Below are 13,694 nucleotides of genomic sequence, written 5' to 3' on the forward strand. Positions count from 1 at the left end.
ACTAATTCATGAAAAAGGGTGAAGATTTATGAAATACGATATTATTGGTGACATACACGGCTGTTATAACGAACTATGCCAGTTACTAAAAAAACTTGGCTATACAATGGATAAAGGGATTCCTCTACACCCAAGTGGTCGTTCCATTGCATTTGTCGGAGATGCTGCGGACAGAGGACCAGAATCTATCCAAACAATAGAACTTATGTTTCGTCTGCAAGATGAAAACCAGCTCATATATTCCCCAGGAAATCATTGCAATAAACTATACCGCTACGTAAAAGGGAATAAAATCCAACTGCAATACGGTATTGAGACAACGGTTGCTGAACTCAATTCACTTTCAAATAAGAGTAGGTTAAAATTTATTGAACGCTACATCAAATTTTATGAGGCGCTTCCTTTATACTATTCCTTAGATAATGGGAAACTTATCATAGCCCATGCTGGAATTAGAGAGGACTTAATTGGCACGACTCATACAAAAAAATTAAGATCATTTGTTTTGTATGGCGATGTAACCGGGGAAATCTTGCCTAATGGGCGTCCTCTTCGTCGGGATTGGGCAAAGCAATATACCGGCGAAGCTTTTATTGTATATGGACATACACCTGTAGAGCACGCACGCTTCATCAACAATACAGTAAATATCGACACCGGATGTGTTTTTGGCGGTAGGCTTTCTGCGCTGCGATACCCCGAAAAAGAAATTGTTTCAGTCCCTTCCTTTCAGCCTTTTATTGCTGATCGGTTTACAACCTTTCCATAAGCATCGAAGCCATATCATCCGCTAATTCACCTCGAAAAGTTTGCTTCACACCTGTAATCGGATGAGTAAATTCAAGCAATGCACAATGAAGGGCTTGTCGCGCTATAAGTATTTGACTTCCACCGTACAAGTCATCTCCAGCAATTGGATGTCCCAGCCACTGCATATGAACCCGTATTTGATGCGTTCTCCCTGTATGTAGGATGAGTCTAATTCGGGTCAAATCATGGCCGTTTTTTGTATACCGTTGAATCACTCGAACATCTGTTCTCGCTTCTTGGCCATCTTCTCGGACAATCCGTTCAATAATACTGCCATCTTTTCGACCAATCCGCTCAGTAATACTAAATATATCTTCCTGAATATGCCCTTCAACAACTGCTTCATATTCCCGATGAAACCCAGACTTTATAATTTTATCCCCAAATAAGTGATGGATATGTCGATTTTTGGCTATGCAAACAAGCCCTGATGTATTATGATCCAGCCTCGTAACGATATGAACCGTTGCCGGGATTCTTTCACCAGAAAACTTTCCTGCGACGTAGTTCGCAATCGTTCCTGATTGATGATTTTGTGAAGTCATTGTACTTTGACCTGGTGGTTTATCAAGTATGAGGATGGCCTCATCTTCAAAAACAATAGCCAAATCACCGTGCTCCACAACTAACCCTTTACTTGGAATCTCCGGAGGAAAAAGTATCTTAACTTCATCTCCTTCGCGCAACAAATAGCGTACATCACGTTCGATACCGTTAACTAATAACAAACCGCCTTCATATTTCGTTGCGGCTAAAGTTCTTTTTGAAATCATCTTCTCGTTTAAAAACTCACGAAGTTTTATATTGTCTCGATCAACTGTAAATGTTAAACGAAACCGTTGATCATCCACTTATGTTTCGACCATTACTTTCTATGAACGAATCTCGAACCCGTCTCCAAAATGGGAATGGGCGGAATCTAGCGAAGCGTACTTTTTCTTTAGACACAATATACTCAATTGATTTCACATCTTTATGAAGCAACTGTAGATGATCCACCGTCACCATGAAATCTGGTCCTTTTACTGGTTTCAACACACATTTATGATGAGCTGGCAAAATTAAAGGTGAGCCTACTGTTCGAAAAACTCGGTTGTTAATGGAGGCCATTTCAGTAAGTTGCATTGAAGGAAGCGACGGATGAACGAGTGCGCCCCCCAACGCCTTACTATATGCCGTTGAGCCAGAAGGTGTTGACATACATAATCCATCCCCACGAAATCGCTCAAAATGATTGCCGTTCAATTCGACATCCATGACAAGTGTAACTTCTGGCGATTTAACAGATGATTCATTGAGCGCCAAGTAATGAGAACTCTCCTTATTACTTCGATAATTAATTGCGACATCAAGAAGTGGATATTCAATAACGTCGAATTCTTTACGGGCAATCGATATGACAAGCTTTTCAATTTCCGACGGCTTCCAGTCCGCATAAAAACCAAGATGACCTGTGTGAATCCCTACAAATGCAGTTTCTTTTAATCGATGACTGTATTTGTGAAATGCGTGGAGTAACGTACCATCTCCGCCTATTGATAAAACTACATCCGGTTCATCCTCATTATAGACAAGCCCGAATCCATTTAAATAATCGATTGCTTCATCCATAAGTCTATTTGATAATTCATCATTTCTCGATTGAATTGTATACTTCATTTTGTTTCTCCCTCCCCTTTTCTTCTTCTTTTACTTTTACCCGAATGTCTTGTCGCAGTTTGTTTAAATGCGCTAAAGTATTGTTGGGCATCCTGTATTTCATCGCGAATAAGCGACATCTCTTCATCTAATCGAAATGCAGCTTCGGCTGCTCGTTCTAAACGGTCATTAATCTCTTTCGGTACTTCGCCTTCATATTTATAATTTAATGAGTGCTCAATTGAAGCCCAAAAATTCATAGCCAGTGTCCGTATTTGAATTTCCGCTAAAATTGTCATTTCCCCTTTAATTGTTTCGACAGGATAACTCACGATGACATGGTAAGATCTGTAACCACTCGCTTTTTTATTTGAAATGTAATCGCGCTCTTCAATTACTTCCAGATCATTTCGTTGTTGTAATATTTCCACGACCGACTCGATGTCATCTACAAACTGACACATTATTCTTAATCCCGCTATATCGGGAAGCTCCGCCGCTAATTCTTTTGATGGTTCAAACGGAATTCCTTTTTCTAGCGTCTTGTCATAAATGCTCGCCAGTGGCTTTACTCTTCCTGTAACGAATTCTACCGGCATATGTACATCTTCCAATTCATATTGTGAACGAATTCCCTTGAGTTTTACTTTCAATTCGTCTACCGCCTGTTTATACGGTTCTATAAATTGATCCCACTGCGACATTCGACTTCCCCCTTACCTACTCGCTACTTGTTAGAATTTCTTTAAACGCTTTTTCAACTACTGTAGTAAATTCCTCGCCGTAATTATCATTTCCTTCAATATTAAAAATTAGCATGGTCAGCTCTTCGACAAAACCGATAAGTGGCACGCGAACATCGTTATAAAATATAACCGGATCTTTATTACCTTTTAATACATCGACCATTAATGGCCAAACCGATTGTGGAAAATGTATGTAGCCGTACTCTTCCTCTTCGTCTAATAAATAAACAAAAGTCATTTCTTTAGAATCTGTAATCATCTTACCCGCTGGAGTAAAACGAAACGTTTTTGGTGTACCTATTACTGTAAAACAGATTTCTAAATCGTTTTGAATGCCACCATCAATTTGAAGTTTCGTTGTCATTTATATTTCATCCCTTCAAGTTTCGCTACGTTTAGTTTATCATAAGCAGCGCAGTCTTGCAGTCGTATAGTGTGATTTCAAGTAGTTATTAGTATAGCATTTAAAGTATAAGTCTTAACCTGATGCTCAAGCTCTCATTTGAATGAAATGATTTCAATAGATGCCCATATTTCATAAATTTTAATAGATATAAATTTACTACAAAACTTCTGAGCTGTTCAAAGTTTTGCAAAAAAAACAGCCCATCTTCTTCATTATTTTCCAGTATGCTCGAGAACGTTCTCGGTCAATCATCAGCATCAGGTACCTTGCTCGGAAATACAGCGATTCGAGGGGAATTACCCGAGAGCAATCATTATAATTCCAATCAATCCATCTTGCCTATTTATCACACAGAAACTACGAATCTTTTAAACGGGTATGCCTAAGGGACAACTATTAAAATGATCAATATGAAGACATTATTAATGATGTTGCCGAATAAAATAACCCACCTAGCCATTTAATTTCATCAGTCATTCAGCATGAGTCTAATTTAAATTCCAACTTGGTTAATCACGCCATCGCATATAGCCACATGCAAATAATGCCTGGCACTGCTAAATTTATCGGGGGTTAAGGATAGCTTTGATTCGGTAAAGAATATTAAAGTCCATTCAAAATATTTGCGCAAAATGCTTAACGAGTTGACCAGTAATGTCGAACACACTCTTGCCACATATAATGCAGGTCCTGAAAATCCAAGAATATATAATGATATATCGACATTTAAAGAGACTTAATACTACGTTGAAAAAGCGTTCAATACCTATAACGCTTAACTTAGTTATCCTTATCCATACTTCATCTCAGAAGCGATTCAGTTGTGAAAGTAGCAATCGGTTGGTAGAATATTAGTACAGTCAGAGTAAAGGAGCCAAAATGATATGATACAAAAACCTTTGATCCCTTACGAGGAGATCGGTGCAGAAAAGCTGTCGGAATTGATCGACCTATTTTACTCAAAAGTTGCCGTTCATCCAGACCTATTCCCGATATTCCCGGCTGACCTTTCTGAAACAGCCCGTAAACAAAAACAATTTATGACTCAATATTTAGGTGGACCGAATCTATTCAGCGAAGAACACGGACACCCTATGATGAAAGCTCGCCATAATCCTTTTCCAATTACCCCGCTACGTGCGGATGCATGGCTTGCCTGCATGTCAGAAGCAATGGACGAGGTCCAACTAGAAGGAAGAATCCGGGAGTTTTACTTTAAACGTTTGGCGTTAACAGCCAAACATATGGTGAATAAGGGGGAAGACACGTGATTCCAAGCAGGTCGATGGAAAACCGGATTGCCCCATCTCCCTTCCTAGTAACTAGACCGATTGAATTATATGCTTTTATCGATCCAGCATGCGATGCAAGCTGGTCGCTTCAAACAATCCTCCGTAAGCTGCAGGTGGATTATGAACGATACTTTACACTGCGCACAGTTTTACGGACATCACTCCCGTCTATGAATTTGCAATGTGTCAATGATGAATATTCAACCGAAGATTGTGAGAAACATCATGCGTCCTTTCCGTCAATCGCTATAAGAGCCGCGGAATTCCAAGGAAAGCGTGCGGGACAACGATTTATTTCAAAAATGTTTGAGTACTCATATTTAAAATCACGAAACGTCACATCTTTTTCCGTACTTGTAGAAATCGCTGAACTTCTTCTTCTAGATGTTGATGAATTTATTCGTGACTTCTCTTCAAAAAACGTGCACCGCTCATTACAAGTTGATCTTTCAATGGCAAAAGAAATGGAAGTTGATAACGCACCTACTTTCGTTTTCTTCAACGAAAACATTGAAGACGAAGGATTAAAAGTTAGTGGACTATATTCATATGAAGTATATGAGCAGATTCTTGAGGAACTCATCGGTCAAACGATTATTCCCAACTCACCTCCTCCACTGGAAAACTTATTTGGTCGATTTGATGCGCTGACTACAAAAGAAATCGCGGAAATCTACAGAATTAGTGAAAAGTCTGCGGAACGCGAATTAAAAAAACGTCTCCTACAACAATATGTGGAACGTTTATCCTTTAAGGACACAACATTATGGCGTAAAAAATGTAATTAATATAGATTAGCTGATTGATCACCCAACTTAATTGGACAGATTGGTCAGCTTTTTTTTTATTTGGAGGGGCATTTCGTACATTAGCATGGGGAGAGAAATCTTCTTTAATGGAACAAGAAAAGAGCACCTACTCCTGGGGGGGAGTGGATGCTCTTTTACAAAGGGAATGGGAGAAATGTTCACGTTCAAACAAAAGGGGGTGTATGTTTGGTATGTGATTTATTTCACATCCTTACCTTATCACGAAATAATAGTAACAGCAACAATTCACAATCGACTTAACATGATTGTCACATTTTGAAATAAAATATCTCGTTCAACTAGTCACTAACCAGTTGAACGAGATTGTTTTTAGTTTATTTATTCAATAGAAGTGACTCAAGCTCATTTAGTTTTTCTTCAAAAACCCTGCAAGCTTCTTCAATCGGTGCAGCACTTGTCATGTCTACTCCCGCCTTTTTAAGGACGTCGATTGGATAATCGGATGAACCAGCTTTCAGGAAATTGTTAATATATCGCTCAACTGCCGGTTCACCTTCCGTTAAAATCTGATTGCTAAGTGCAACTGCCGCACTATAACCTGTTGCATATTGATAAACATAATAATTATAGTAGAAATGTGGAATTCTAGCCCACTCCATACCGATTTCCTCATCTACAACAATGTCATCGCCGAAATACTTTTTATTAAGTGCATAATATTCTTCAGTTAACTTTTCAGCTGTCAATGACACACCTTGCTGATCAAGCTCGTGAATTAAATGCTCAAATTCAGCAAACATTGTCTGCCGGAAAACTGTACCGCGGAATCCATCTAGCCAGTAGTTAAGTAGGTATATTCGTTTTTGCTCATCATCAATTGTCTTCAATAAATGTTCGTTTAAAATAGCCTCATTTACTGTCGATGCTACCTCTGCAACGAAAATTGAATAGCCACTATACACAAATGGCTGATGCTTACGAGAATAATAACTGTGAACACTGTGGCCAAACTCATGCGCTAATGTAAACAAGTTACTCGCGCTGTCCTGCCAGTTCATTAAGATATACGGATTGGTCCCGTATGCACCTGAAGAATAGGCTCCTGAGCGCTTTCCAACGTTTTCACGCACATCTACCCAACGATTTTCCAGACCTTCTTTAACAATCGAAACATATTCTTCGCCCAATGGATGGAAGCTTTCAAGCATCGTTTCTGCCGCATCTTCGTAACTATATTTCATGTCAGCATCCTGAACGAGCGGTGCATACATATCCCACATATGAAGCTCATCAAGTGCAAATACTTTTTTCCGTAATGCAACGTATCTTTGTAATAAATGAACATTCTTATTTATCGTTGTGACAAGATTTTCGTATACTTGCTCCGGAATATGGTTATTCGACATCGCCGCTTCACGGGCAGATGAAAAGTTACGAATTGTTGCATTCACGTTGTTATCTTTAATATTTCCAGATAACGTGGACGCAAATGTGTTTTGAAACTTACCATAGGTCGCGTGCATCGCCTTGAACGCTTCTTCCCTAACACTAGTCTTATTACTTTCAAGGAAGCCAATGTATCGGCCATGGGATAATTCAACTTCTTCTCCCTCGTCATTTTTCACTTTTGGAAATTTAAGATCTGCATTATTTAACATGCTAAAGGTTTCAGATGATTTCCCAGTTACTTCAGACAGCTGCGCCAGTAATGCTTCCTGTTCAGCAGGCAATACATGTGGACGTTGTTTGTTTATTTCTTCAAGTTCCTGTTTGTACAATCCTAGGTCCTCATTTTCCTTAACCCAAGAATTGAGTTTATCTTCATCAATTGTCAATAGTTCTGGTAAGAAATATGACAGCGTAGTTGATACCTTGACAAGAAGTGTCTTTACTCGTCCGTCAACAGCTTGATAAAAACTATTCGATGTATCCTGATCTAACTTTAAATGTGCGTACGTATAGAGGCGATGTAGCCTTTCTGAAAGCTGATCACGGTATGTTAGCGCTTCGAGAAGTGCTTCTGGACCGTTACCTAACGTTCCCTTGTATGACTCACCTTGTTCAGAAAACGTTTCCACTTCAACGTACTCTTCTTCCCAAGCCTTATCAGTTGCGAATATATCCTCAAGGCGCCACGTTTCTTCTACCTCTACCTCATCGCGTGTTAGTACTTTATTAGTTGTTTCACCCGTCATTCTAAATCCCCCTTTTATCGTTACTTCGAGTAACGAATCACTTCTATTTTCTCAATTTTCATTAGACTTTGCAAGGATTGTGGTTATTTTATTAACCAATTCTTTTTCATCCAATTTCAGCTTATCGTCTAAGGATTCGATGCCAACATCTAGCAAAAAGTTCCGATAACAGACACAAGCTTTCAGTAGTTTCTCCGACGGCCCTTCATATCCTTGTATAAAATTATGGATTTCTACTTCAGTTAGATTGCTAGATTTCAGTCGATGTTTACGCATAAAGAATAGAAAATCAAGTTGCCATTCACATGCATTTTCATGAAAGGATCCCATATACTTAACTGGCACCCCAATCCACAACGGCAACTGCTCTGGTGTAATTCGCAGTTCATAACATCCACGAAGAAAAGAATCATTAATGCCCCTTCTGTTGAATAAAATCCTCGTTCGCAAAATTTTTTTTCGCATGGATAAATAACTATGCACGTATTGCTGCAATTCTTTTTCGGTTGGAATTTTTGGACGTGCAAAAGGAAATATTTGCTTCGATATAGGTAATATGCGGTGAGTACCGATGTACTGCTTGCCCGTCACATGAAAAAGATTGCTGAAGTAATGAAATTGTTCAAATTTGGGGTCATACGTGAGGAATACCAGTCCTACTGGGATTTGGTGGGTAAAAAAACTTCTTTCAAATCGGGAGAAATGAAATACGCCGACACCTTGGGGGAGTGCCATTAATTTTGAGGGAGTTCTTAACAACCAGACTGGTCTCATACTTGCACTTTCATAACCTCTGGTCCTTAACTCTATCTGTTTTACAGGGATTGTACTGCATTGAAACTCAATTGGCACTTGCCCAAGATCACTAGTTACGAGTAAATCTGGACGTTGAGCCAACGATTTAAAATAAGGTTCTAATACGACTTCTTTTCCAATACTGCGAAGAAACTCATAGAGTTGTCGCTTACCTTCAAGATGCTCTTTTGACTCTCCTTCAGAAAATGAGGCGGTACAGGACGCATTTTTTTTATGCGCAAAGTGAGGGATAATGATTTCGCCTACCTTTAGGTGGACCAAATCATCACACTGAGGACATAAAAACCTTGCTGTCTTTCTCCATTCTCGTAACTGCTCTTTTTCCATCTTGGACGAAAGAATAATAATCGATCCATCAAACTTTTTTGCTGTTAGTATAAAAATCACTCCTTTTCATAATCTTACAAATACTCCAGTCGATATGCAACTACCATTTAAGTTTTATAGAATCAAAAACGCAACAACCCATTGAGGTTGTTGCGTTTTCTTTACAAATTTTTTTCAAAAATATTTTTCTATTTGCGTGAAAACATCTGATTTCATAACGACGTTCCCATACTCCTCTAAAATATGAATTGTATTGGGTGAAGGTTTTCCAAATTCTAATAACACACTGACGATATTCTCTTTTTGTTCATCAGTAAGTTCGTCGTCGTAGGATAAGTGTATATAATATTTATTTTCAAATGAATACAAGGATGAATTAACATCGAATCCATGCATTCGGCTTGATAATCGAATAACATTTTCAAATTCATCGAAAATAAATGTGGTTGCAACTTTCCTATTTTCTCCAGAAGATTTCATCACATCTTCAAGTCTCTCATAACCTTCGTCATCCGGTTGCTGGAAGGCTCTCTGCGAATCTTCCTGATCATAAGGAGACTCACCCATATTGCCGTCTGCTGAGTTAGCACGCGTGACGGTAACTTCAATTCCGTTATTTTTTGAATGGACCTGAATCCATAATGGACCTTCAGCCTCAAATTCAGCTTCATCGTTTATTTCGTCCATCATATCCCAGAATAGTTCTTCGCTTTTTTCTTTGTTATACCAAACTTCTTCGCGAGTAAAACCACGCTCTTCAATATCCATATATGACAAGAAAAACTTAACAGTATTTTCATTTATACGTTCTATTTCCATCTCATTCTCTCCCTCCCTATTAAATAGGATTTGTAACAGTTCCCCTTAGTTGAATGAAATAATCCTACAATGCTTATACTTATTATATGTCCATGCTGAACGTTTTGTAAGGGTTTCTACACAGAGCAATTAATTTTTGATAGTAAAAGTTATTGTAGATAACATTCGTCAGGAAAGCAAGAGAAAGGCAAAAGCCGATAGGTTTAAGGCATTTTCCAATGTCCCCTATCAGCTTTTTTTCAATTCATATAATTAGTTGACCATTCGACGGGCTTCTAACAGCTGATAGGCCCTTACTTTCCTTGGTAAGAAACGACGAATTTCATCTTCATTATATCCTACTTGAAGTCGTTTTTCATCTAGAATGATTGGTCTTCTAAGCAATCCAGGATGCTCTTGTATTAATTCATATAAGCGTTGTAATGGAAGACTTTCCACATCAACATTCAGTTTTTGGTAAATTTTAGATCGAGTTGAAATAATTTCATCAGTTCCATCTTCAGTCATTCTGAGTATTTCTTTTATCTCATCGATATTTAAAGGCTCTGAAAAAATATTACGTTCCGTGTACGGAATTTCATGTTCCTCCAGCCATGCTTTCGCTTTTCTACATGACGTACAGCTAGGTGATGTAAATAGTGTGACCATCATACACTGACACTTCCTTTCAAATCGGTTCATTTTTAAATCTATATTATGATAAATCTTACATTAGAATAATTGTAAACTATTTCGTTCTTCTTTAAGTATACACAACTTTAGTCATGAAAAAAACACTTTTTTGAAATTACTTGAAAATTATTAACAACTTGTCACAATTCCGCAATATGACATGGGTTACGTGGACTCACTAAATATTTTTCGTCCTATCTATTGTTATACCCTTCGGTGGATCAAATTAAACATGGGAACTTTTTTATTTCGTTTTCTCAATTGGCTTGATTTCATTGAAAAAATCGATCCACTCCCTATTAGTACGTATTGCGGAGATAAAGGTTCCCTTATATTCATTTTTTCTAATTAAATAAAATGCCTCGGTAATGGTTCACGGCTTGTAATTGACACCCGTAGTGTAAGTATTACCCGCATTCCATAGGAGATACTCATCGATACCATTATCTTTTAAAGCTTTGATTTGTGCCTCAACTTCTGCTTTACCATATTTCAAATAGTTTCCAGAACCAAGCCAAGGTGCACTGAAGTCTTGAATCCAAGGTCTTGACACTGGTGGATTTTTAAGCGCACCTAGTACCTCATTTTCAATTTTTGAATATTCGGCAACAATTTTGTACGGTTCTAAATCTGGTTTTGCAACACCAAAGTAAGATGTCCAGTGACTCGGATAAATCATAGATGAAATTACGTCAACGTTTTCCGAAATCCGCGAAAAGTTTTGTCCAATTCCTGGAGCCTCTTCTAGAGTAGCCGCATAGCCAAATATATCAACGGACACTTCCACACCATATGGCTTCAATTGTTCGCGTGCATATTCAACAAAATCTGTTACTGCGTCAACCCTGCGTTTTACGGGATCTAAATCTGATTCCTCATACTTCTCAAAAGTATATTTCAACTGATCATGACGCTTTTCAAATCCTTCTGGAAAACGAACATAGTCAAATTGAATTTCTTTGAACCCCATTTTTGCCGCTTCGATTGCGATGTCGACGTTATGATCCCATACTTCTTTCATAAATGGATTTACAAACGCTTCACCACGTCCATTTTTCCAGACCTTATCGCCATCCATAAATGATAAGTCAGGACGTTTTTCTGCGAGTACGCTATCTTTAAATACAACTATTCTTCCGATTGGATAAATCTTTTTCTCTTCCATAATTTCTAACATCTTTCGAGGATCCTTTATATACGGTTTACCTATATCCAATGCTTTCAACGCGGAATCGTCTTCCGGAACATATGTAAGGTTACCAAAATCATCTTTAATATCGATGACCATTGCATTCAAGTCTGTTGTATCCATTAAATCAACCAGTTTTGAAAATCGTGCTCCACCTGCGGAATGTCCCGTGACATATACGCCACGCACTGCATCCGGATAGTCGAATGAAAGCCCTGAATCATAACTAAACAGCTTTGACGTTAGGACAAGCTTCTCGTCGATCTCCTCAAACCCATATGTACGTTCTGCAAAATCGTCTGCTTTGTTCTTAGTTTCAGCGTATGCGACAGTTGGAATAGTAATTCCTACTGCAAGAATTAGACCTGCAATCCATTTCATTTGCTTCATAATATTATGCATCCTTTCTTCACTATCCTAAGTTTAGCAAGGATTGAGCCTAATTGAAAGAGCTATTTTAAATAGCATCTCTTGCTTTTAAGTATCTCTTGCTTTATACTTCTGGAAATATACAAGAAATCGGCGTTGAAGGAAAGAGTACGTCTGTGTTGGTTTGCCAGAGAGTCTGTAAAGGTGTGAACAGATAACCATCCAGAACGAAGTGGATTCCTGAGCTTGATAGATGAAAAAGGTTGAAGTTATCACTTGGGTAGTACATTCTTTTTGATAACTGACTAATAGATGAACTTTCTTATTGAAGAACCTTTATGGAAAGGTATTTTCAAAAAGGTAGTACATTTTTTTGATAAACCTTTACTACTCTGTTACGTTTCTCCGCGTTAAGGAGCTTGAGAGGCCTTCGGGCAATTCGGGTGGTACCGCGGTTGATTAAAAGTCAATCGTCCCCTTTTTTAGGGGACGATTGACTTTTTTTGTGTTTTAAATTATAAGGAGGAGTTTATTTATGACAACAATTTTTTCAGGTGTTCAACCTACAGGTACTGTAACAATCGGGAACTACATCGGAGCTTTTCGTCAATTTACTGAGTTGCAGCACGAATACGATTGCCTTTTTTGTATCGTCGACCAGCACGCTATTACCGTCCAACAAGATCCAAAAGAATTAAGTAAGACGATCCGATCACTTGCAGCACTATATGTCGCTAGCGGAATCGATCCAGAGAAAGCAATTTTGTTTATTCAATCAGAAGTTCCTGCACATGCACAAGCCGGTTGGATGATGCAATGCTTGTCCTATATTGGTGAACTCGAGCGCATGACACAGTTTAAAGACAAATCGGATGGTAAGGATGGCGTTTCATCGGCCCTACTAACATATCCGCCACTTATGGCGGCTGACATCTTACTTTATAATACCGATATTGTCCCTGTTGGCGATGACCAAACACAACATCTAGAACTAACACGGGACCTAGCGGAGCGCTTTAATAATCGATACGGAAAAACATTAACAATTCCAGAAATCCGCATACCTAAACACGGTGCTCGGATTAAATCTCTGCAGGATCCATTAAAGAAAATGAGTAAATCAGATCCTAATGGCAGAGCAACTATTTCACTTCTTGACACACCAAAACAAATCGAAAAGAAGATAAAAAGTGCTGTTACCGATTCAGAAGGGATTGTTACGTTCGACGTTGACAACAAACCAGGTGTCGCCAATTTACTTACGATTGAATCTGCCACGGGCGGAGAATCGATTGAAGCGCTTGTCGCCAAATATGACGGCCTGCGATATGGAGACTTTAAAGCTGGTGTAGCAGAAGCCGTCGTGAATCATCTTACCCCGATCCAAGAAAGATATTATGATTTGATTGAATCACCTAAACTTGACGACATTTTAGATAGTGGTGCTGAAAGGGCAAACGCCATCGCATCTGCTACTCTAAAAAGAATGGAGAACGCGATGGGCCTCGGAAGACGACGACAATAAGCAATGTAATTGCCGATCCGACAAGTAAGGCGAAATCTGCTGTGCGAATGATGTAATAGAATACTTGGCTCCACTCATAGCCAAGTGATCTATAGTTAAAATAAAGGATTACATGAGAAA

At 38.6% G+C, this 13,694-nt stretch carries 15 protein-coding genes; 6 read left to right on the top strand and 9 right to left on the bottom strand.

The genetic code is table 11. The features are described 5' to 3' along the window. Positions 1 to 28 precede the first annotated feature (28 nt). The gene (gene prpE / locus KSU66_RS01755) at positions 29 to 769 is read left to right on the top strand and encodes a bis(5'-nucleosyl)-tetraphosphatase PrpE (protein WP_269049678.1); all 741 of its coding nucleotides are present in this window, start codon (positions 29 to 31) and stop codon (positions 767 to 769) included. Here the strand turns inward: prpE and KSU66_RS01760 are convergent. From KSU66_RS01760 to KSU66_RS01775, 4 genes are read right to left on the bottom strand one after another with little or no spacing between them, the layout of a single operon-like run. Then, on the bottom strand, positions 753 to 1,661 hold the full coding sequence (locus tag KSU66_RS01760; protein ID WP_269049679.1) for an RluA family pseudouridine synthase: 909 nt from the start codon (positions 1,659 to 1,661) through the stop codon (positions 753 to 755). The two genes, prpE and KSU66_RS01760, sit on opposite strands and share 17 nt — an antisense overlap. Then, on the bottom strand, positions 1,654 to 2,469 hold the full coding sequence (locus tag KSU66_RS01765) for an NAD kinase (RefSeq protein WP_269049680.1): 816 nt from the start codon (positions 2,467 to 2,469) through the stop codon (positions 1,654 to 1,656). Before KSU66_RS01765 ends, KSU66_RS01760 begins: the two co-directional genes overlap by 8 nt. Then, positions 2,466 to 3,152, bottom strand: a complete 687-nt coding sequence (locus tag KSU66_RS01770; RefSeq protein WP_269049681.1) for a GTP pyrophosphokinase — start codon at positions 3,150 to 3,152, stop codon at positions 2,466 to 2,468. Before KSU66_RS01770 ends, KSU66_RS01765 begins: the two co-directional genes overlap by 4 nt. Positions 3,153 to 3,168: 16 nt before the next feature. Next, positions 3,169 to 3,558: a hypothetical protein gene (locus KSU66_RS01775; RefSeq protein WP_269049682.1), complete on the bottom strand. Its 390-nt coding sequence runs from the start codon at positions 3,556 to 3,558 to the stop codon at positions 3,169 to 3,171. 505 nt (positions 3,559 to 4,063) lie between these two features. Here KSU66_RS01775 and KSU66_RS21390 point away from each other — a divergent pair. From KSU66_RS21390 to KSU66_RS01785, 4 genes are all read left to right on the top strand, one after another. Further along, the gene (locus KSU66_RS21390; protein ID WP_443028924.1) at positions 4,064 to 4,177 is read left to right on the top strand and encodes a transglycosylase SLT domain-containing protein; all 114 of its coding nucleotides are present in this window, start codon (positions 4,064 to 4,066) and stop codon (positions 4,175 to 4,177) included. After that, complete coding sequence (locus tag KSU66_RS21395) at positions 4,155 to 4,340, top strand: lytic transglycosylase domain-containing protein (protein ID WP_443028925.1); 186 nt, start codon at positions 4,155 to 4,157, stop codon at positions 4,338 to 4,340. The genes KSU66_RS21390 and KSU66_RS21395 overlap by 23 nt, the downstream gene beginning before the upstream one ends. A 144-nt stretch (positions 4,341 to 4,484) precedes the next feature. After that, on the top strand, positions 4,485 to 4,871 hold the full coding sequence (locus KSU66_RS01780) for a globin domain-containing protein (protein ID WP_269049683.1): 387 nt from the start codon (positions 4,485 to 4,487) through the stop codon (positions 4,869 to 4,871). Then, entirely contained in the window at positions 4,868 to 5,680 is an 813-nt protein-coding gene (locus tag KSU66_RS01785; RefSeq protein ID WP_329958757.1) for a DsbA family protein, read from the top strand. The genes KSU66_RS01780 and KSU66_RS01785 overlap by 4 nt, the downstream gene beginning before the upstream one ends. 356 nt (positions 5,681 to 6,036) lie before the next feature. Here the strand turns inward: KSU66_RS01785 and pepF are convergent, their stop codons facing one another. The 5 genes from pepF to KSU66_RS01810 form a co-directional block, all read right to left on the bottom strand. After that, positions 6,037 to 7,857 (bottom strand): oligoendopeptidase F, encoded by a 1,821-nt coding sequence (pepF, locus tag KSU66_RS01790; RefSeq protein WP_269049684.1) that lies wholly within the window; start codon positions 7,855 to 7,857, stop codon positions 6,037 to 6,039. Between the two features lie 51 nt (positions 7,858 to 7,908). Continuing rightward, positions 7,909 to 9,060 (bottom strand): competence protein CoiA, encoded by a 1,152-nt coding sequence (locus KSU66_RS01795; protein ID WP_269049685.1) that lies wholly within the window; start codon positions 9,058 to 9,060, stop codon positions 7,909 to 7,911. A gap of 114 nt (positions 9,061 to 9,174) precedes the next feature. Next, positions 9,175 to 9,819 carry an adaptor protein MecA gene (mecA, locus tag KSU66_RS01800; RefSeq protein ID WP_269049686.1) on the bottom strand — a complete coding sequence of 215 codons (645 nt, stop codon included), beginning with the start codon at positions 9,817 to 9,819 and terminating at the stop codon, positions 9,175 to 9,177. Positions 9,820 to 10,071: 252 nt separating this feature from the next. Continuing rightward, complete coding sequence (gene spxA / locus KSU66_RS01805; RefSeq protein WP_166739594.1) at positions 10,072 to 10,467, bottom strand: transcriptional regulator SpxA; 396 nt, start codon at positions 10,465 to 10,467, stop codon at positions 10,072 to 10,074. A gap of 397 nt (positions 10,468 to 10,864) precedes the next feature. After that, the gene (locus KSU66_RS01810; RefSeq protein ID WP_269049687.1) at positions 10,865 to 12,070 is read right to left on the bottom strand and encodes a putative glycoside hydrolase; all 1,206 of its coding nucleotides are present in this window, start codon (positions 12,068 to 12,070) and stop codon (positions 10,865 to 10,867) included. Positions 12,071 to 12,584: 514 nt separating this feature from the next. Between KSU66_RS01810 and trpS the strand changes: the two genes are divergently transcribed. Then, a complete protein-coding gene (gene trpS / locus KSU66_RS01815; protein ID WP_269049688.1) occupies positions 12,585 to 13,574 on the top strand; it encodes a tryptophan--tRNA ligase in 990 nt (329 codons plus the stop codon). Positions 13,575 to 13,694: the final 120 nt, after the last annotated feature.

This window comes from Sporosarcina sp. G11-34, assembly GCF_026931025.1.